The following is a 20,563-nucleotide window of genomic DNA, read 5'->3' on the forward strand; positions in this document are numbered from 1 at the left end:
ACCGTTAACTGTGCAGCGGTGCCGGAGGGTCTGCTCGAGAGCCAGTTTTTCGGCTACGAAAAGGGCGCCTTTACCGGGGCACAGACGCGCACTCCGGGCCGTTTTGAAACGGCCAACGGCGGGACACTCTTTCTTGACGAAATCGGCGAGATGAGCCCGGCGTTACAGGCGAAACTGCTGAGAGTGCTCGAGTATGGCGAGTTCGAGCGGGTCGGAGGGTCCGAGACAATCAAGGTCGATGTCCGGCTCTTAACCGCCACCCACCGCAACCTTGAGAAGATGGTAGCGAAGGGGCAATTCCGGGCCGATCTCTTTTACCGGATCAATGTCTTTCCGTTGCAACTGCCTCCGCTTCGCGAACGAGTCGGCGATCTGCCGCTCATGGCTTATCACTTTCTCTATCAGGCCGTGGAACGAAACGACCGGCGGCTGTTGGCGATCGAAAGTGAAGCACTCGATCTAATCGAACACTACCCCTGGCCAGGCAACCTTCGAGAGTTGGAGAACGCTATGGAGCGTGCGGTTCTTCTTTCGGATGGCGTAGCACTCAGGGCACAGGACTTCCCCCATTTGGTCGAATGGGCTGAGCGTCAGATTCCGGACGAGGTCGATACCGGCGAGCCAACAGGTGTGCTAAAGCCAGCACCTAATGTTGAAGACGGCTCTCTTATTCGAAGTCTCGCCGAGGTCGAACGAGAGGCAATTCTGAGAGCGTTACAATCGACCCGGGGCAGCATCTCCCTGGCAGCCCGAGGGCTCGGCATCGGTCGCACAACGCTCTATAGGAAAATTGAGGATTATGGGATTGAACTGAAAAAGAGGCAGCGGAGAGTAGTATTGAGACGAATTAGCGCATCGCCAGGTACGACACTTGAGCGATTGGTTGGCATCATTAAACGGTCGTCAAACCTACAGCGATCTATCTCTTCGGTTCACGAGCCGAAGGAACCCACGACGAGATTACTCAACGGGTAGTCAAAGCTTCGACAGGCATGACTTTTCTATGGACTTGTTTGTGAAGTCGAGCCTGGAGTTTCAACTTGACTGAGACATACCGATGTCGTTGGCTCGTGAAGTCCAGGAAACGGGTTGCCTCATCGATGATTGAGAGTTCGAACGAACGCAGACTGGCATATGTTTTACAATGGCTTGACTTGGCATCAAAGGACTTACCTTGAAGCAGGAGACATGGTTGGCTTGAGAGGACATATACAGGACTTATAGGAATTCTGGTGCCTACCTACTCCTACGTTGCGATAAACGAGTCGGGCAGTGAGGTCCGGGGGACGCTCGACGCGGCCGACGAGTCTGCTGTTCAGCGCAGTCTTGAAGGGCAGGACCTGCTGCCGCTCAAGATCACTGCCGGCGGCAAGGCTGAAGCCAAGGCTCCGGCGGCATCGAGCGCGGCTGCAACCGGCAAGAAGAAGAAGGTAACCGACCGCGACATCATCGACTTCACCCGGCAATTGGTGACGCTCATCAAGGCCGGGGTGCCGATCCTGACCAGTCTTGAAACGCTGGCGAGCCAGTCGTCGAATCCGGTCTTTGCTGAAACGTTGATCGCGGTTGCTTCCGACATCGCTTCCGGGAGCGACTTTTCAGCTGCCCTGATGAAACACCCGAAGATCTTCAGCGAACTTTACTGCAACGCCGTCCGTGCCGGTGAAGTGGGTGGGGTGCTCGACGAAGTCCTAACCCGACTGACCGCGGTAATGCAGCGTGACTGGGAGATTCGCAAATCGGTGAAGAGCGCGCTGCGCTACCCAATCATCGTCGTCATCGGCATGATCATCGCGTTCCTCATCCTGACGACCTTCGTGGTGCCGAAGTTCGCCAAGATATTTACCCAGATCAATATGGAACTGCCGCTCCCGACAAAGATCCTGATCTGGCTTGCCGATACGCTAAAGAATTACTGGTGGGCGCTCATCATTGCCGCCGGCGGGATCGCGGCGTCGTTCATTCGCTATACCAAGACCGAGAAGGGAGCACTCTGGTGGGATCAGACCCTTCTGAAACTGCCGATCTTCGGCCCGCTCGTTCTGAAGACCGCGATGACCCGTTTCACCAAAATGTTCGAGACGCTCTCAAGGTCGGGCCTGCCGATTCTACAGATATTTGAGGTCGTCTCGCGCACCATTGGCAACAAGGTGCTCGGTATTGCGCTGCTCAAAGCATCGGAGTCTATCGAACATGGCCGCGGTGTCGCCGTATCACTTTCGGAAACCGGGCTGTTCCCTCCGCTGGTGGTGCGGATGATCGCTGTCGGTGAAGACTCCGGCGCCATCGACGACATGCTCGCCAATATCAGCGAATACTATGACTCCGAAGTCCAGTCGACGGTCGAAGGGATGACCGCGCTGATCGAGCCTATTTTGACCGTCGGTATGGGGGCGATGGTAGTCGTGTTGGCGCTCGCGATCTTCCTCCCGATGTGGAACATGATGGAACTGGCGCAGCAACATTAGAGCGAATTACGACCAGCATTTGACGACCAACGAACCCAGCCACAAAAGTCTCCTTCATCTTAGCCAAGGCCGCCCAATGACCTTAAGGACCTCTCCCCTGCTGTTGGGGATTATCACCGCACTGCTGCTACTTGCGGTCGGTTGCGACACGACCGCCGATCGCGAATTGCAACGTGCCGAAGAAGCGCTCAACGCCGCCCTCCGCGCTGGAGCCGATGCGAGCGCTTCGGAAGATTACAACAAGGCTGAACAACTGCTCGTCCTGGCTCAGGAGAAAGCGCAATTGAAGGAAATCTCCGAAGCGCGCCGCCTGGCTATCGAATCGAAGATTCTTGCCGAAGACGCCCTCAAGAAGGCGGAAGAGCGCGAGAGGATACTTGAGGCCGAATCGGAGCGAATCGGTAAAGGACGGTAGTTCGGTCCGGGGCAACTTGATGTGCTCTGCAATAGGAACTTGGGGGGAGTCTGTCTGATCGTTGCGTTGAACAGCATCCAGTCAAGGGGATCGCCATGGTTCGTCCGACCCTGTTAATCGCTGCCGTCTGCTGCGCACTTACTGCATCCGGCCCGTTGCTCGCAACCGGCTCCGATGTCGTTGCGCCTTTCATTATAAACGGTTCCGACGGCACCAGTCTCAGCCTCGCGCTGCCGGCCACCGCGCTGGAGACGGTAGCCATTGAAGGCCAGTCATTTCATCGCATTAGATCCGATGGTGAAGGGCTCTATGGCGCTGCCGGTGCACCGGCGATTCCCGCCTGGAGCCGCTGGATCGAGGTGCCAACCGGAATGCGCGCCCGTCTTGAAGTTTCCGCTGCGGATGATGAGCGACTGACGTCTGTCCGGCTTGCACCTTCCCCGGTCTATAAGTCGGACAATCCCAATGTCACCGACGGCGCTATAGATGCCGCCGCCTATGCAACGGACCGCTTCCTTCCCGAAGGTGTCGCAGCGTTAAGTGAACCGGTCGTCATCGGCGACCGGAGGTATATCATGCTCGACCTGACACCCTATCGCTACAACGCGGCGAGACAGGAATTGCTCGTCTCGCGCAGTTTGGAAGCGAACGTGGTGTTCGAGGTCGATCCGGCGGCTCCGGCCATCGCCAATTCCTCTTCACCAGCCTGGCGGGAAGTAACTCGCGCCCTCTCCGGCGACGCCCCACGTCGCGACGAACCCGCCGGCCGCGCCGACATCCTTGGGCACTATGTCATCATCGTTGCGAATAATCAGCAGGCAGTCCAGGCACTTCAGCCTCTTGCAGAATGGCGGCGGCGGATGGGCTACCTCGTGACCATCGCGACTACGGCCGAGGCCGGCAACAGCGCCGACCAGATACGCGGCTGGTTCAGAAACGCCTTTCGGGACTGGCCGGTGCCCCCGACGCATGTTTTGCTTGCCGGTGGAGCCTTTGGCGACCTGCGCCTGCCTTACTTCATGGACGGTCAGGCTCCTCAGCAGAGTTGGTATGTCTCAGATCAGCAGTATGTGACGATTGACGGCAACGGCGATAACGACCTCCAGACCTGGATTCCGGAAGCTTTTGTGGGGCGTTTCCCCGTGGGGACGGTGGAAGAACTGCAACATCTCGTCGCCAAGACTATCGGTTATGAGCGGACGCCGTTCGTGGAGTCGAACTGGGTTGAAGGAGCCGTGCTCATCGCGCAGGGTGTGCGCTCGTGCATACACACCAATGTCGCGGTGCGCGAATTGATGATGGGCAAGGGTGTCATTAGGGACCGATTCTTCGAAGCCTATTCCGACTACCCTGACGCAATCGATGTCAACAACATTAGCCGGGGCGTCAACGAAGGGGTGGGATTCGTCAATTTCCGCGGCTACAACAATTGGGGCAACGTCCGGCAAGCCGAACTATTTCAAAACCTTCGCAACGGCTGGAAGTTGCCGGTTGTCTTTGGGATGGTCTGCGGGACCAATGACTTCCCCCAGGGCCGGGAGAGTCCGGCCGTAGGCAACCTCTGGGTCAACGGCTGGTCGGGCAACAGTCCCTTCGGAGCGGTTGCCTCTTACGGACCGACCGACCTCTACACCTATACCTGGTTCAACAATACGCACAGCACGACGCTGTTCCACGAACTTTTCTATAACGACGTTCATACCCTCGGCCCGCTGACCGTCTTGGGCAAACTGGCGCTCTGGCGGAACTACCCCTCCAGTCGCCGGATCGGAAACGGGCACACGGTCGGTTACTACTTCTATTCTTACAACATCCTCGGTGACCCGGCATTGCGACTCTGGACGAAGACACCGGTTGAGATCGAAGTTGCCATACCGCAGGGCGTCCGGACCGGGACGACGTTGCTCGACTTTGCCGTAACGCGGGAGGGTGACGAGCCGGTGTCCGGCGCCTACATTCACCTTATAAACGGCAACATCCGACTTGGCGGTTACACCGACGCGGATGGCCAACTACACCTCAACGTTCCGCCCCTCGCCGAGGGGGAATACCTTGTCACGGTCGTTGGGCCGAACATCGTCCCGTTAGAAGGCGAACTTGAAGTCACCTCGGCAAGCCGGTTTGTCTCATTCGGCCGCTATTCCCTAAGCGACGAGGCGAACGGTGAGGTCGAGGGCAACGGCGACGGTAGGTGGAATCCGGGCGAGACGATCAATCTGGCGGCGTTCGTCCGTAATACCGGCCAGGATGCGCTACAAAACGTCCGTCTTGCCATCGACACCGACAATCCCTACGTCGTGCTCCTGCGTCCCGAATCTCCGGTCGGCGACCTCGATGCCGGCGCTGAATCGGCGGGAGGTAATCCGTTCCTGATTCACCTTCTGCATGAGACTCCGCACGGCGAGACCGTTGAGTTCCGTTTGTCCGCCGCTGCCGGTGATGACCGGTTTCTGGGGCGCTTAGAATTGACTGTTGTTGGCTATGACCTGACTGCGACCCGGGTTGCGATGGAAGGAGACCGGCAGTTGCTCCCGGGGACGACGCAGCGCGTAGTTATCACCCTCACCAACGGCGGGCAGTTGGCGACGCTGCCGCTCGACGCGTCGCTCTACTGCTCCGACCCGAACATCCAAATTCGGCTGGCGGATTCGTTCTTCGACGCCGTTCCGGTAGGTGAAGCGCGAGACAATCGCGCCCGGCCGTTCGAGGTCTCGGCTTCGGCGCGGGCATATATGGGGATTGCCGTGCCTTTCGGACTGCTCTTAAGCGATGAGGAAGGCCGTGTCGATAGTGTGATCATCCCGATCACGCTCGGGCCGGTCGGGCCGACATCGCCCCAAGGACCTGATATGCACGGCTACTGGGCCTTCGACAGCCGCGACACGACGACCGGAATGGCGCCTCGCTTCGAGCGGATCACCGGCACGACGAGCCTTAACCTGGTGGATAATGACGACCGCGCGAATGTCCGCGGCGATGCCGGCAGCCGGGCGATCGTCAATCTGCCGTTCGAGTTCGTCTATTACGGGCAGCGCTTTCGCCGGATTACGGTCGGATCGAATGGCTGGGTGGCAATGGGTGAGTCGGATATGATCGCCTGGAACAATCAGGAGTTAGGCAGCCCGATTGCGCCGGCAGGCCTCATTGCGCCGTTCTGGGAAGACCTCTGGTCCGGGCAGGTTTATACCCGCTATGACCAGGACAATGGGAGGTTCATCATCGAGTGGCGCAACTACCAGAGCGTGGCACAGGGCGCCCACACCTTCTCGGTAGTTCTCTATGACCCGACAGCGCGTTTCACCCGCACCGGTGATGGAGAGATCGAGTTTCATTACATCTCGATTCCCCAGCAGCGGGACTACGAGGAGGAGGCGGTCACGGTCGGGCTATCGTCGCCGGACCGTCGGATTCGACTTCAACTGGCACATGCCGGGGTCTGGCATCCGGCTTCTTCCGGGGCCTTAGCCAACGAGCGTGCGATCCGGTTCACAACCGGCGAACTGAGTGATTTCGGTGGCGTTCGGGGGCGTGTGACCGATGCCGCGACCGGCCAGCCGCTGCAAGGCGTCCGAGTGATGCTCGAAGGCACCGGATACTACGGCACCACCGACGCCGGCGGGGCGTTCACAGTCCAGCGTGCACCGATTGGAACTTATACCGTCGTCGCCCAGCGGCGTCACTTCAATCCGGCGTCGGCAGCGGATATTCAGATCGAAACCGACCAGTTTGCCGAAATCGACTTCAGCCTAACCCATCCGGAATACCGGAGTGACGTCGAAGAGATCACCATCTATGTCCCGCCGCAACAAATCGACAGCACATCCTTTAACGTCTTCAACGACGGCAACGGACCGCTCGACTTCGACTTGCGGCTCAACTACGAAGCCCGCCGGGACGCACCCTGGGACATTCTCTTCGACTGGAATGTCAGCGCACTTACCGACAACAACACCTTCCTCCAGGGCGTGACCACCGACGGCAATGTCTTCTACATTGCCGGAAAGACGACCGATGGCAATCTGCCGCACTGGATCTATCGCCTGGATCGCGACGGGAATCTGATCGATCGCTTTCCTCAAGTGACCGTCGATACGACGGCGACCCGGGGCTATTATGGCATCGGCCTCTCGCCGGCAGGCTTGTTATGCACGGAGAAGAACAACGTCGTGCTCATTTCTTCGGAAGGTGAGCACATCAGCACTATTCCGTCGCCGCATCGACCGTCCCAGTCGGTCTGCGCGGCTCCGGAGCGGGGGACGTTCTTTGTCAAAGGAGTCACCCAGAACGACATCGCGGAACTCGACTACGACGGACAGGTCGTGGCACTGCACCGGACTCCGGAACAGTTCCGGACCTACGGTATGGCCTGGCATCCGGCCGACCCGGACGGCTATCCGCTTTACATCTTTCGCGACAACGGCAACATCGAAATGGAATTCGGCACCCGCATGCAGATCATGAAGATGAATCCCGACAACAACGACGTGCGTCTGGTGCGGAACCTGGTCGTCGAAGCCGGCGATGTCGTCCAGGACTGCGCCATCACCAAGCGTTGGGATCATCTGAAGTGGGTCTTTGTCGCGCTTATCAATCGGCCGGGTGGAGACCACTTGATCGGCTTTGAGATTGGTCCGAACCTGACCTGGATTTCCTACGATCCAAAGATCGGCACCGTGGAACCGGATGCCAGTCAGGCGTTCAACTTCCGCTTCAGCCCGGAAGATATGCCCGAAGGCCGCTACTTTATTGTGATGGAGATGCATCACAACGCCTTCGGCGACCGGCAGGATATCCCGGTCAACTTCATCGTCGGCTGGGACGAAGCACCTGCTTCGGAGATAGGCGGGACGCTTCCTACGGAGTTTGCCATCGAAGCGGTCTATCCCAACCCCTTCAACCCGGCGGCGACAATCCGGATAGCCTTGCCGGTGGCGGCGCCGGTCGAAGTGCGCCTTTTCGACGCACAGGGACGACTCATCCGGGAACTCGATCTGGGGAGAATGGACGCCGGACGGCATTCATTAACGCTCGAAGGTGCCGATCTGCCGAGCGGTATCTATCTAACCCGGGTGCAAGCCGGGAAGCAGGTTGCCATCCGCAAGGCGGCGCTCGTTCGGTAATGGAAGCGCCAAGTAATGTCTATAGATATGGCGTCGGATAGGCATCCGGCGCCATATCTATAGGTGTGAGAGCGACGAGACAAGATGATGTAACACCCATCAATAATAGACAATAGAATGCAGGACCGCCTCGGTTTCCCTTGACCTGGAGCCGGACAAATCTTATACTTATATGTTTATGCCTCTCTCGAATCTGACCCGCCTCCGCGCGCTTGCGGCAGCGCTTGTGATGTCGTTGACGTCGGTTATCGCCCCGGTGCATGGAGCGGACGTTATAGGTCGCTATGGCGGCGACTTCATGGGCGGCGCCGGAGCGCGACGGCTGGCGCTGGGTGGTGCCGGAGCAGCGCTGGGGGGAGACCTTTGGTCTCTGTTTTGGAATCCCTCCGGGCTTGCCGAGGTCCAGCGCACCGAAGCCGCGTTGATGCATAGCGAGCGTTTCACCGGTGTCGTTGACTACGACGTCCTGGGATTTGCCGTGCCGCGTCCCGACGCGACGGTCGAGGCGCTCGGCGCCCTTAGGCTCGGCGTGAATGGCATCCCCTTCACGCGGCTTGAGCGCCCAAACGACCCGCTGACCGGTGGCAACCGCGTCGAGATCGACCGCGTCGTCTCCGACGGCGAATATGCCTTCTATGTCGCGCGTGCCGGCAGGTCGGTTGCCGACCTTCCGCTCGCCGGCCGGCTCGATTATCGCTGGGGCTTGGCGCCAAAACTACTCTTCAAGCATATAGGTAACTACCGCGCCTATGGATTAGGCCTTGACCTCGGCGTAGGGAAGTCGTTCGTAGGAACTGTGCCGGTCGAAGCCGGTATAGGGGTGCGAGACCTGTTAGGGAGCATCCTGGCGTGGGAGCAGACCGGTCGCAAAGAGGTGATCCCCTCGACGCTACGGGCGGGGATCGCGGCGAGGCTCGACCTGCCACCGCTGGAAGCCGTCCTGACGCCGCTTGCCGACGTCGTTTACCGTTTCGATCTGGCGGGAGGATCGGATGCGGCATCGCTGCACTACGGTGCGGAGTATCTGGTGCGGGATATCGTCGCACTGCGGGTGGGAAGCGACGACGGCCGTCTGACACTGGGCGGCGGACTAGCGCTGTCGGCGGTGGCTATCGACTACGGCTTCATCGGGCACGACGACCTGGGGGACTCGCATCGCATTTCCCTGACCGCGCGATGGGGGAGGTAATGTATTGAAGTGGACGAGAAGGGAGGTCTGGCATAAAAGGGAGACGGACTTCGACTAACATACTGGAGCGCACTTGCCGCGAAGTATGACCGGTTACGGCGTCGGCCGTGCGGACGAGGGTGGACTGATCGTTTCTGCCGAGGTTCGGAGCGTTAACAACCGCTTTCTCGATCTGGCGCTTAAACTGCCGCGCGGCCTTTATCCCTTCGAAGGCGAAATCCGCGATCTGGTGCGCCAGCGCCTCGAACGGGGCCGGGTCAGCTTGGGGGTCAATGAAGAATGGAGCGGCGAGGGCAGCGGTGAACTGGCTGTCGACCGCAACCGGGTGGCGCTTTTCGCCAAACTGCTCCGCGAGACCGCCGAAGTAGCCGGGATCAACGGCGAGGTTCGACTCGCCGATTTATTCGCCGCCGGCGACTTCTTTATCGCCGGAGATGTCGAAGACTACCGTCATCGCCTTTGGGAGACGGCCCGGCGGGCCATCGTCGAAGCCCTTGATGAACTTACTGCCGCCGGCAGGAGGGAGGCCGATCATCTCGCGCGGGATCTGCGGGAACGACTCTCTCTGATTCGGGACGATCTTGCCGCCGTCGAACGGTTCGCGGCCGGGCAAGCCGGTCAGTATCGCGCCCGCCTCGAAGCTCGGTTGGGAGAGTTGCTCGACGACGCACGCTTCGACCGTAGCCGGCTCGAAACCGAAGTCGCGCTTGCCGCCGACCGCCTTGATATCAGCGAAGAGACCGTCCGTCTCGCAAGCCATGTCGCCGCTTTCGAAGCGACCCTCGGCCAGTCTAACGGCATTGGGAAACGACTCAATTTCCTGTTGCAGGAGATGGGGCGCGAGGTCAATACCATTGGGTCCAAAGCCTGGCTGTTGGAAATATCGCAGGCCGGGGTCCGAATGAAAGAGACGCTCGAACAAATGCGGGAACAGGTGCAGAATCTTGAGTGAACCGCGGCGAGGCTGCCTGGTCGTTCTTTCAGCTCCTTCAGGCGGCGGCAAATCGACTGTTATCAAGGAGATCGTCCGCCGCCGGCCCGACTTTACCTACAGCGTCTCCGCGACCACACGGCCCCGCCGGCAGTATGAAACCGACGGCGTTCATTATCACTTTTTGAGTCGGGAGGAGTTTGAGACCGGTATCCACGAAGGCCGTTTCCTTGAATGGGAGGAAGTTCACGGCGACCTTTACGGCACCGACCGGCATCCGATAGACTCGGCCGTAAGCGAAGGTCGGAACGTCTTGCTCGACATCGACGTCAACGGCGGGGAGCGCGTAGCAGCGGCATTCCCGGAAACGATCCTGATCTTTCTCTATCCGCCGTCGCTGGACGAACTGCGCCGCCGGCTAAGGGCTCGCGGCGCAGACGACGAATCTGCCATCGAACGCCGACTGGCTCGCTATCCGATGGAAAAGGAAAAGGGCGACCGCTACCCCCACCGGATAGTCAACGAAGATATCGAAGTGACGATCGAGGCAATAATGAGTATTATCGAATCTTATCGAGACAAGGGAGAACAATAACGAATGGCTCGCAAACGAGTCGATCTGGAAGAAGTGCTGGCTCCGGAAGCGGATATTGCCGCACCTGTCGAGACGGCGGTCCCGGAACCGGAGACTACAACATTAGCATCGTCAGAATACGAGGAGTCTGCCCGCATCATCGGTGCGACCGAACCGGGTAGTGCCGAAGACCATCAGGAAGCAACTGAAGGAACCGAACTTGATGAAGCCGAAGCCCCCCGCAAGCGGACACGCGTCCGGAAGGCAAAAGCGGCCGAAGAGTTGATGCCGCTTGAGCCGCCGCCGCCCGATCCGTCTCAGCATCGTCGTCCGGACTTCACGGGCAGCAAACTGAACTGGCTCGTCCATGACTTCAACGGCGTCACCGATAGCGTCTATGAGGCGGTGATGGTCGCCGCTCAGCGCGCCCGGCAGATCGGTCGCAAGCAGAAGCGGGAGATCGACCTTTACAACCAGTCGGTTGTCATTACCGAGGAGAATCTCAACGAAGAGACCAATCCCGAGCGCGGCATCGACCGGTTCAGCCATATCAAGCCGACCGTTCAAGCGCTTGATGAATTGCGCCGCCGGATGTTCGACTACCATTACCCCGATCGATCATAACCGCTACCTTCCGGAAGGTCCCGTATGACGGAGGATGAAGGTCTTCCCCTATCCGGCCGGAAGGTTCTCCTTGCCGTAACCGGGGGTATTGCCGCATACAAATCCTGCTACCTGACTCGTGAGATTGTCCGGGCCGGCGGTCAGGTGCAGGTTCTTATGAGCGCTGCTGCAACGCAGTTCGTCGGGCCGCTCACCTTTGCGACTTTGAGCGGGCGTCCGGTGCTCGACCGGATGTTTCCCGATCCTCCACCGGCCGATCCCATCCACCTTGTCGCGGGGCATTTTGGCGACCTCCTGGTCATCGCACCTGCGACGGCCGATTTCCTTGCCAAAGCGGCGCATGGCTTCGCCGACGATCTGCCGTCGTCGGCGCTGCTGGCATTCACCGGGCCGGTACTCCTGGCGCCGGCGATGAATCCGGCGATGTGGCAAAGCCCGGCAGTCATAGAGAATGTCGCCCGGCTGCGCGACCGGGGACTTCACTTCATCGGCCCCGAACGTGGCGATATGGGCGGCGTTCACGAAGAGCCGGGCGTTGGCCGGATGAGCGAGCCCGAGGCGATCCTGGCGCGCTGCGAAGAACTGCTCGCCGACCGCACCCGCTGGGCCGGCCGCAGGGTCGTTGTTACAACCGGCCCGACCCGTGAGTCACTCGACCCGGTGAGGTTTATCAGCAACCGTTCGAGCGGCCGCATGGGCGATGCCATCGCCCGCGAAGCCGTCTTGCGAGGAGCCGAGGTCTTCTTAATTCGGGGCCGGGGGGCGGAAGGTATGGCTCCACCGGGAGTCGATGTCGTTCCGGTCGAGAGCGCGTCCGAAATGGCCGATGCGGTGAAGATAATCTTCGAGGACGCCGACCTCCTGATTATGGCTGCCGCGGTTGCCGACTGGAGACCGCGAAAGGTGGCCGAAACGAAACTAAAGAAGCGCGACGGAGCGCCGGCTCTCGAATGGGAAGAGACCGAGGATATTCTCTCCTGGGCGGGTCGGAATCGCTCCCGTCAGGCGGTCGTAGGCTTCGCGCTCGAAACGACCGGACACCTTGCCGAAGCGAGTGCGAAATTGAAAGCCAAAGGCGTCGATCTGATCGCTCTCAACGATCCTACCCGCGGCGACTCCCGGTTTGGAGGCGATACGATCCGGCTCACTCTGGTCGGTCGGGAAGGCGATCCGGTCGAACTGCCGGTCCTTGACAAACGCGCTGCCGCACGTCGTCTGCTCGAAGCCGCCGGACGCTACCTACCGCACCTATGAACCCTCCTGAAACCGCCGCGATGCGCTACCTCAGGCAACTCGCCGAGTCCGAACCAGTCGTCTTTTTGGAGCGGAACGTCGTCAAGATCGCCCTGCCTCGCAGTGGGGAGACATCAACGGGGCGCGCCAGGTTGCTCGGCGAGGTTCGGGCTGAGGCGTCGGTCTGCCGCAAGTGCAACCTCTGCGAGGGACGCCAAACGGTCGTTTTCGGCGTCGGCAATCCCGAAGCGATGCTGATGTTTATTGGTGAAGGACCGGGCGCCGATGAAGACCGGCAGGGTGAGCCGTTTGTCGGCCGGGCTGGACAGTTGCTCAACAAGATCATCGCGGCGATGAAGATGCGGCGAGAGGAGGTTTATATCGCCAACATTGTCAAGTGTCGCCCACCCGATAATCGCGAACCTGCGCCCGAAGAAGCGGTTGCTTGTCTGCCCTACCTGCGCCGCCAGATCGAGATCATCGACCCGGTCGTTCTCGTCGCACTGGGCAAGACGGCTGCCGTCTATTTGCTCGGACTCAACCCTGCGACTCCCGTCAGCGCCCTAAGAGGTCGTATCCAGAGCTACCTGGGTAAGCCGCTCATTGTTACCTTCCATCCCGCCTACCTGCTGCGCAATCCCTCTGCCAAGGCCGAGGCTTGGGCCGATATGCAGAAGGCGCTCAAATTGCTCTCGGGGGAGTTGACCTTTGATGCCGGGAGCACAACCGGAGATCTGGTCTGATGGCTGCTCGTGAACTGCCAGCGAAGCGCCAAGCCCGGACGAAGCCCCGTCCGATAACGCTTCCGGGGGGGCGCATCCCGCCCCACAGCCTTGAGATGGAGCGCGCCGCCCTCTGCTCGGCTTTGATCGACCCCAACGGAATGTCGAAGGTCGATGACATCCTCGAACCAGCCAGTTTCTACGACCGGCGGCACCAAATCATCTTCGAAGCGATGAAGCGGCTCGGCCACCGCAGTCTGCCCATCGACATCCTGACCGTCAGCGAAGACCTCCGCACCGCCGGTCAACTCGAAGACGCCGGCGGCGATACCTATCTGGCCGAACTCTCGATGGAGACCGCCACCTCGGCCCATGCGGCGACCTACGCCCGGGTCATTCAGGATCACTTCGCACTGCGGGAGTTGATCTACCACGCCGCCCGGATCACGGAGGAGGCCTACGAGTCTCCCAAGGCCGAAGAACTGCTCGACCGGGCCATGGCCGCCATCTTTGAGATCACCTCGAGCCGGAAGACGGGCGGATTCCAACAGATGGAAAAGGTCGCCCACGCCGCGCTCGACTACATCGACCGCCTCTACCAGCGGCAAGATACGCAACTGACCGGCATCGGGACCGGCTTCACCAAACTGGACGATCTTACCGGCGGCTTTCAGAACGGCGAACTGATCATCGTCGCGGCGCGGCCGTCGATGGGGAAGACCGCCCTTGGCCTCGATATGGCTCGCAATGCCGCGCTGCGCTTCGGCAAAGGCGTCGGCTTCTTCTCGCTCGAAATGGCTTCGATTGCTATATGCCTCCGGATGCTCTCGGCCGCTTCGTCCATCGAACATAATCGCATTCGCAACGCCCGGGGCTTGAATCAAACTGAGTTTGCCCGCGTCGCCGACGCCGCCGGTAAGTTGTCCGAGATGAACTTCCACATCGACGACACCGGCAATCTCAACATCACTGAACTCCGGGCCCGGGCGCGGCGCCTGAAGCAGCAGCACAACATCGACATCATCTTCATTGACTACCTGCAGTTGATGCAGCCGCCCAAAGCCGACAACCGCGAGCAGGAGGTGGCGCAGATTTCCCGCGCGCTAAAGGGCCTGGCGCGGGAACTCGACATCCCGGTGGTGGCGATGTCGCAACTCTCGCGCGCCGTCGAGCATCGCGGCGGCGAGAAGATTCCCCAACTGGCCGACCTGCGCGACTCCGGAGCCATCGAACAGGACGCCGACGTGGTGATGTTCATTCACCGCGAGAGTTACTACATGACCAAGGACGAAATCGCCCGCAAGGCGGACAAGGAGGGCAAGTCGGAGGAGGAGATCCGCAACGCCGCCGGCATCATCCTGCGCAAACAGCGCAACGGCCCTACCGGGGAAGTCGATCTGATCTTTAATAACCAATACACCCGGTTCGACAATAAGATTGACCCTGCTCAGGTGCCCGACTACGTGCCTGCGCCGGCAAGCCGGGCGGTTCGTGAAGAAGAGGCACCATTTTAAATTGCCACTACGAGCCTTACAATCATGCCTTTATTAGTGTTGCTCTCTCGATAAGGGGATGATTCGCGCGGGGTCAGATCCGATACGACCTACCTCCAACGTCTATGGACTGTTGAATTCTGAAACGCACAAGCGTCGGTTTGCCGCCGAGAAGAGTGCGCTGCTTGCCGGGCTGAAAGCCTATCACCGGCGAATGAATAGCGACCTCGTTGCGCGCGCGTTCGATTTTGCAGTTCAGGCTCATCAGGATCAAAAGCGGCAATCGGGCGAGCCCTATTTCGTGCATCCTCTTGTGGTCGCTAATATCCTGGTGGAACTGCGCGCCGACTATATAGCCGTCGCTGCGGGTCTGTTGCACGACGTCGTCGAAGATTCGAGTATTGCGCTCGACGACCTGCGCGAAGAGTTCGGACCTCAGGTTGCGCTCCTTGTGGACGGCGTAACCAAAATCGGCGAACTGAGATTTCAGACCTGGGAGGAGCAGCAAGCCGAATCGATCCGCAAGATGCTTCTGTCGATGCTGAAGGACCTGCGGGTGATTCTAATTAAGTTCGCCGACCGGCTGCACAACATGCGGACCATCGACTCGCTCCCGCCGCTGCCGCAAAAGCGGATCGCGCTCGAGACGCGCGACATCTATGCACCGCTCGCCTCGCGGCTCGGCGTAGCTCGCATCGCCCGCGAAATGGAAGACCTCGCGCTAAGGGTGCTGGACCGGGCTGAATACGACTCGATACTGTCGCGCATCGCCGGATCGGAAGAAGAGCGGGCAACGATTATCGAGGAGTTCATCCGCCCGATCCGGCGGGAACTGGAACGGATTGGCATTACCGCCGAGATCGACGGCCGGATCAAGTCGGTGGCCAGTATCTACGATAAGATTCGCAAGCAGGGAAAACGGTTCGACGAAATCCTCGACCTCCTTGCGATCCGGGTGATTGTGGGTGAGAAGGAGGAGTGCTATCGCGCACTCGGAGTGCTCCACGACCTCTTCACGCCTGTTACCGAGCACTTCACGGACTACATCGCCTTGCCGAAGTCGAATCTTTACCAGTCGCTGCACACCAAAGTGCGGGACGGCAAGGGACGAATCGTCGAAGTGCAGATTAGAACTGCGGAGATGCACGCCATCGCCGAAAATGGCATCGCTGCGCACTGGAAGTATAAAGCCGGTGAGACAAAACCGGACGAACTCGACGCCCAGTTCACCTGGATTCGGTCGCTGATGGATATGCAGCAGGAGGCGACTGCGACTGGCGACTTTATGGAGTCGCTCAAGGTCGATCTCTTCCAGGATGAGATATTCGTCTTCACTCCCAAGGGGAAGTTGATTCAGTTGCCGCGGGGCGCCACCCCGGTCGATTTCGCGTTCGCAATTCACAGCAGCATCGGACTGCAAACCATCGGCGCCAAGGTGGGGGGGCGCGTTGTGCCGCTCTATAGCGAACTCGAGTCGGGCGATATCATCGAGATCCTCACCTCGCCGGGACAGCGACCGAATGCCGAGTGGTTGAAATTTGTCCGGACGGCGCGCGCCCGGAACCGGATCAAGCGGTGGTTTCGCGAGACGCGCTACGACGAATCCAAACGGCTGGGCGAGGAATTGATCGCGGCCGAACTGGAACGCTTCAAACTCAAGTCCGAGCGAAACGAAATCGCCGACATTGCAATCTCATTCGGCTTCAAGGAGTTGTCCGACTTCTATGCGCAGGTCGGCTCGGGGGTGATTACGCTTGGCCAGGTGATGCGCAAACTGGTGCCCCGGGTCGCTACGGATAAGGAAGGTCTTATTAGCCGTATCGTCCACCGTGCACCTGGCGATTCGCGGGTTCGAGTCCGGTCGCTGGACAATCTGACCTTGCGCCTTGCCGATTGTTGCAGTCCGTTGCCCGGCGATCCGATCATCGGCTTTCAGATACCGGGCGAAGGGGTTCGCATCCATCGCACGGATTGCAGCCGCATCACCGAACTGCTCGAGGACGAGCGCAAAGTCGTCACGGTGTCGTGGGACGTCGAGCCGGACGACCGGTTCACAGCGCGGATTCAAATCGTTGCCGACGACCGTCCCAACCTCCTTAGAGATGTCACCCTTGTGATGGCAGTCCTGAAAGTGAACATCACGCGAGTCGAGTTCCATATGGAAGACAAACTGGCGATCGGCACGCTCGAGATCGACGTCCGCAATCTGCCTCATCTGACGCGCCTCCTTGGACGACTGCACCGGGTGCGCGGCATCCTGCGGGTCGAACGGCTCGAGACCAAGCCGGTGCTTGATGGGTCTGCGGTGGCATAATGACACCGGATGGTCCTATAATGGGCGTTGACTACGGCCTTAAGCGCACCGGCCTGGCGGTTACCGATCCGGATCGCAGAGTAGCGGTCGGTGCCGGTGTATTGAACGGCTTGAAACGCCGGGAGTTGATGCGAACAGTGATGAGAAAGGCACGGGAACGCGGTGCAAGGACGGTGGTCATCGGCTTGCCTGATGATGGCTGGCGGGACAACGGTCTGGTGCGATCCGGGGCGCTACGACTCGGCGCTGCGCTCCGCGGACATGGCTTTGAAGTGATCTTCCATTCCGAGAGTCATACCACCTCCTCAGTGCTGCGCGATCATAAGATACCCGGCACCCGTCTTCCCCGCCAGCGCGGCTGGCTTGACGAAGGCGCGGCGATCCTCATCGTCAACGACTATCTCGCCAGCCTCCAACTGCAAGGTGGCGCTGCATCAAATTTGACATCACACATTCCCCAAGTCTCCCCCCAACAGTCTCCGGAGATACCGTGAACCGGAAAAACGACACCTCATCGGCTGAACCGTCGGCTCAGTCCAAGGTCATCAAGCAACTGCGCATCGGTGTCATCGGTGCGGGCGGCATTTCGCAAATGGCGCATATACCGAACCTGCTGAGCGAAGCCGGGATCGATCTGGTCGCGCTTTGCGACAGCGACCCGCGCCGCGCAGCCATGGTTGCCGAGAAGTTTGCCATACCGGTCTGGTTCGATCAGCCCGACGCGTTGTTCGAACATACCCACCTCGATGCGGTGGTAATCGCGACGCCGACCATAACCCACCCGGTGCTATGCCGGCTGGCGCTCGAGAGCGGCGTCGATGTGCTGCTCGAAAAGCCCTTTGCCCGCACCGTTGAGGAGGGTCGCACCATAGTTGAGTCGGTCGAGCGGACCGGACGGCTGCTAATGGTAGCGATGAACCACCGCTTCCGGCCCGATACTGTCCAATTGCGGAGGGTTGTCAAGCGGGGTGAGTTGGGGGCGATCACAATGGTGCGTGCCGGCTGGCTTAAGCGGCTCGGTGTCTGGGGGCGGCCCTACTGGTTCACCGATCCCAGAATGGCAGGCGGAGGAGTGATGTTCGACCTCGGCCTGCAGATGATCGACCTTGCGCTTTTCCTGCTCGACTTTCCCCACGCCACTGCCATAGCAGGAGGCTCGTCGAGCCAGACCCTCGAACTTGCCGTCGAGGATTCCGCCTCAGCCTATATCCGCATTGGCGATGATGTCCCCTTCCTGCTCGAAGTCTCCTGGGCTAACTGCGACGATCACGATAAAGCCTATCTCTGGCTCTCCGGGACGCACGGTGCAGCTGCGCTGAGTCCGCTGCGCATCATCCGCCGTCAAATCGATCAGACGATGAAGACCAACCTGCCTTCATTCGGCGATGAAGTGAAACTCTATCGCAACTCGTTCAAAGCCGAACTGGCGCACTTCCTAAGTTGCGTCCGGACGCGGCAGCAACCGCTTTCGACAGCCGCCGAAGCGTTTGAGGTTCTCGAAGTGATTTCCCGCTGGCAGCAAGTTGCCGGGCTGTGAAAGGATAGAGAATAAAGGATAAAGGATGAAGCCGGAAAGATGATCGAGAGAAGAGGGTGAAACCGTTGTTGCTGGGGGCCGGGAGCGGCGTCCTGTTGGCATTGGGACTGCCGCCGCTCGACCTGTCGATTCTGGCGTGGATCGGGCTGGTGCCGCTATTGTTGGCTTTGAAGGAGTCCCCCGGCGAAGCCTTTCGGAGCGGGTTCGTTGCAGGATTTGCTTTCAACGGGGGGGCACTCTACTGGTTAGCACTTAACAGCGGGACGCATTGGGGCGCGGCATCGGCGTCGATGCTGGCAACGGTTTCGATTTTGGCAACGGCGTGGGGATTTGCATCGCGCGTCCACGTCTGGCTGACCGAAAGGTGGGGCGGTTGGGCTTTGGTCGTTCTTCCGTTCGCCTGGACGACCTGGGAAGGTTGGCTCGGGCACTTGGGCGAGATAGCCTTCCCCTGGCCATTTCTGGCGCTGACCCAGAACGGCTTCGATGCCATTCTTCAAGTGATGGAGTTCACCGGCTCCGCAGGGGTTACGTTCTGGGTCGCGGCGGTAAACGGGGCGATCTTCGCGGTCTGGCAGGAGGCACGTCTCGCGGTTCGCCGGCTTGGATTTGGGCTGTTGGTAATGTTAGCCTTGATCCCGGTAGCGGCGCAGTGGCATGCCTACAACCATTACCGCTCCGGCCTGCCGCTCGTCCGGGTCGCCGTCATTCAAGGCAACATAGCGCCCGACGACAAGTGGAGGCTGGGCGGCGATCACAGCCTCGCGATCTATGACTCGCTGACGACGATTGCCACTTTGAAAGGAGTCGATCTGGCCCTCTGGCCCGAGACGGCGGTGCCGGACAATCTCCTTTATCAGAGTTACGCTTCCGAAAAAGTTCTTGCCATAGCCGACCGAACCGGTGCAGCGATCGTCACCGGCGCTTCGGATTATGTGCGGGATGCCGGTCGGGCAAAGCCGCTTAACGCCTCGTTTCTGGTTCTGCCGCAGCAAGGTATCATCGAGCGCGGTGCCAAGAAACAACTGGTGCCTATGGGGGAGCGGGTGCCGTTTCAGTGGATCGTCCCGGCGCTGGGCGACCTGAATCTCGGTCAGGCAGAGTTCCTTCCGGCGCCGCGACCGACTCTCTTCAGCGCACCGGTAGGACATAGTGTGGTCCGCTTCCCGACCTTGGTCTGCTTCGAGTCGGCATTCCCGGGCATGACCGCAGACTTCGTCCGGCGGGGAGCGAACTTCCTCACGACGATCTCCAACGACGCCTGGTATGGCCGGTCGTCCGAGCCGGCGCAGATTTCGGTTCTAAGCCGGTTTCGCGCCATAGAAACGCGACGGGCAATGGCGCGGGCTTCAAACTGCGGCTACTCATTTCTCTGCGACCAATTGGGCCGCGTCATCGCTGAAACGGAACTCTACCGCACCGAATGGCGGGTCGCGGCACTGCCGCTCTGCGATGATATAACCTTCTATGTCCGCCACGGCGAGGTGTGGCTAAAGATATCGGCGCTGATCTATGGGCTCTTCATGATCGGTGCCGGAATCAGGACTTGGCGTAGAAAAGTGTCAGTCATTGTAACGACCTTGTTTCTTGTGTCCGGCACATCGGTCAGGGGCGCTGAAGTCGAGTCCATCGTTTGCAAGTCTCCGGAACAGAAGGTAGGTCGGATTACCTTGATGTCGGACCTACGCAGCATACCTTATGAATCAGGCTCAGGTGCGGGTTCGGTGTCAGGACATAGCGATGCGCAGCAGCGAACCTTTGCCCTTCAAAGGCTGGCAACCGCCGATTCTGACACTACCGCCCGGAGACAACCCGACGGGCTTGGCAATTTGTCCCTTCGGCGATCACTCATTATCACACTATCCACCGGTTTAGTCATTTGGTCACTATACACCTTTCGCGGTCGTTGAAGTTGAGATTCACCTTACCCGGATTGGGCTTAC

Annotated in this window: 15 protein-coding genes; all 15 read left to right on the forward strand. The window is 59.8% G+C overall.

Annotated elements, in window-relative coordinates:
• Positions 1-975: sigma-54-dependent Fis family transcriptional regulator (locus FJY67_04625; protein ID MBM3328748.1), on the forward strand; the 975-nt coding region annotated here is incomplete at its 5' end.
• Positions 976-1,232: 257 nt separating this feature from the next.
• Positions 1,233-2,468 carry a type II secretion system F family protein gene (locus tag FJY67_04630; GenBank protein MBM3328749.1) on the forward strand — a complete coding sequence of 412 codons (1,236 nt, stop codon included), beginning with the start codon at positions 1,233-1,235 and terminating at the stop codon, positions 2,466-2,468.
• Positions 2,469-2,544: 76 nt separating this feature from the next.
• The gene (locus FJY67_04635; GenBank protein MBM3328750.1) at positions 2,545-2,883 is read left to right on the forward strand and encodes a DUF4398 domain-containing protein; all 339 of its coding nucleotides are present in this window, start codon (positions 2,545-2,547) and stop codon (positions 2,881-2,883) included.
• Positions 2,884-2,978: 95 nt separating this feature from the next.
• Positions 2,979-8,003, forward strand: a complete 5,025-nt coding sequence (locus FJY67_04640; protein MBM3328751.1) for a T9SS type A sorting domain-containing protein — start codon at positions 2,979-2,981, stop codon at positions 8,001-8,003.
• A gap of 178 nt (positions 8,004-8,181) precedes the next feature.
• The gene (locus FJY67_04645; GenBank protein ID MBM3328752.1) at positions 8,182-9,192 is read left to right on the forward strand and encodes a hypothetical protein; all 1,011 of its coding nucleotides are present in this window, start codon (positions 8,182-8,184) and stop codon (positions 9,190-9,192) included.
• A 73-nt stretch (positions 9,193-9,265) separates the two neighbouring features.
• On the forward strand, positions 9,266-10,144 hold the full coding sequence (locus FJY67_04650) for a YicC family protein (GenBank protein ID MBM3328753.1): 879 nt from the start codon (positions 9,266-9,268) through the stop codon (positions 10,142-10,144).
• A complete protein-coding gene (locus tag FJY67_04655) occupies positions 10,134-10,718 on the forward strand; it encodes a guanylate kinase (GenBank protein ID MBM3328754.1) in 585 nt (194 codons plus the stop codon). Before FJY67_04650 ends, FJY67_04655 begins: the two co-directional genes overlap by 11 nt.
• A 3-nt stretch (positions 10,719-10,721) precedes the next feature.
• The gene (locus FJY67_04660) at positions 10,722-11,321 is read left to right on the forward strand and encodes a hypothetical protein (protein MBM3328755.1); all 600 of its coding nucleotides are present in this window, start codon (positions 10,722-10,724) and stop codon (positions 11,319-11,321) included.
• 24 nt (positions 11,322-11,345) lie between these two features.
• The gene (gene coaBC / locus FJY67_04665; protein ID MBM3328756.1) at positions 11,346-12,575 is read left to right on the forward strand and encodes a bifunctional phosphopantothenoylcysteine decarboxylase/phosphopantothenate--cysteine ligase CoaBC; all 1,230 of its coding nucleotides are present in this window, start codon (positions 11,346-11,348) and stop codon (positions 12,573-12,575) included.
• Positions 12,572-13,297: a uracil-DNA glycosylase gene (locus tag FJY67_04670; GenBank protein MBM3328757.1), complete on the forward strand. Its 726-nt coding sequence runs from the start codon at positions 12,572-12,574 to the stop codon at positions 13,295-13,297. The genes coaBC and FJY67_04670 overlap by 4 nt, the downstream gene beginning before the upstream one ends.
• A complete protein-coding gene (gene dnaB / locus FJY67_04675) occupies positions 13,297-14,790 on the forward strand; it encodes a replicative DNA helicase (protein MBM3328758.1) in 1,494 nt (497 codons plus the stop codon). The genes FJY67_04670 and dnaB overlap by 1 nt, the downstream gene beginning before the upstream one ends.
• 58 nt (positions 14,791-14,848) lie before the next feature.
• Complete coding sequence (locus FJY67_04680; GenBank protein ID MBM3328759.1) at positions 14,849-17,083, forward strand: bifunctional (p)ppGpp synthetase/guanosine-3',5'-bis(diphosphate) 3'-pyrophosphohydrolase; 2,235 nt, start codon at positions 14,849-14,851, stop codon at positions 17,081-17,083.
• Positions 17,083-17,577 (forward strand): pre-16S rRNA-processing nuclease YqgF, encoded by a 495-nt coding sequence (locus FJY67_04685; protein ID MBM3328760.1) that lies wholly within the window; start codon positions 17,083-17,085, stop codon positions 17,575-17,577. The genes FJY67_04680 and FJY67_04685 overlap by 1 nt, the downstream gene beginning before the upstream one ends.
• Positions 17,574-18,620: a Gfo/Idh/MocA family oxidoreductase gene (locus FJY67_04690; GenBank protein MBM3328761.1), complete on the forward strand. Its 1,047-nt coding sequence runs from the start codon at positions 17,574-17,576 to the stop codon at positions 18,618-18,620. Before FJY67_04685 ends, FJY67_04690 begins: the two co-directional genes overlap by 4 nt.
• A 56-nt stretch (positions 18,621-18,676) precedes the next feature.
• The gene (gene lnt / locus FJY67_04695) at positions 18,677-20,530 is read left to right on the forward strand and encodes an apolipoprotein N-acyltransferase (protein MBM3328762.1); all 1,854 of its coding nucleotides are present in this window, start codon (positions 18,677-18,679) and stop codon (positions 20,528-20,530) included.
• The last annotated feature ends 33 nt before the right edge of the window (positions 20,531-20,563 follow it).

The organism is Calditrichota bacterium (assembly GCA_016867835.1).
Lineage (GTDB): Bacteria > Electryoneota > AABM5-125-24 > Hatepunaeales > Hatepunaeaceae > VGIQ01.

What these genes read in the sequence shown, in the direction of transcription:
- FJY67_04635 (MBM3328750.1), top strand. Translation starts at nt 2,545, where the DNA reads ATGACCTTAAGGACCTCTCCCCTGCTGTTGGGGATTATCACCGCACTG.
- FJY67_04640 (MBM3328751.1), top strand. Translation starts at nt 2,979, where the DNA reads ATGGTTCGTCCGACCCTGTTAATCGCTGCCGTCTGCTGCGCACTTACT.
- FJY67_04645 (MBM3328752.1), top strand. Translation starts at nt 8,182, where the DNA reads ATGCCTCTCTCGAATCTGACCCGCCTCCGCGCGCTTGCGGCAGCGCTT.
- FJY67_04660 (MBM3328755.1), top strand. Translation starts at nt 10,722, where the DNA reads ATGGCTCGCAAACGAGTCGATCTGGAAGAAGTGCTGGCTCCGGAAGCG.
- coaBC (MBM3328756.1), top strand. Translation starts at nt 11,346, where the DNA reads ATGACGGAGGATGAAGGTCTTCCCCTATCCGGCCGGAAGGTTCTCCTT.
- FJY67_04670 (MBM3328757.1), top strand. Translation starts at nt 12,572, where the DNA reads ATGAACCCTCCTGAAACCGCCGCGATGCGCTACCTCAGGCAACTCGCC.
- dnaB (MBM3328758.1), top strand. Translation starts at nt 13,297, where the DNA reads ATGGCTGCTCGTGAACTGCCAGCGAAGCGCCAAGCCCGGACGAAGCCC.
- FJY67_04680 (MBM3328759.1), top strand. Translation starts at nt 14,849, where the DNA reads ATGATTCGCGCGGGGTCAGATCCGATACGACCTACCTCCAACGTCTAT.
- FJY67_04685 (MBM3328760.1), top strand. Translation starts at nt 17,083, where the DNA reads ATGACACCGGATGGTCCTATAATGGGCGTTGACTACGGCCTTAAGCGC.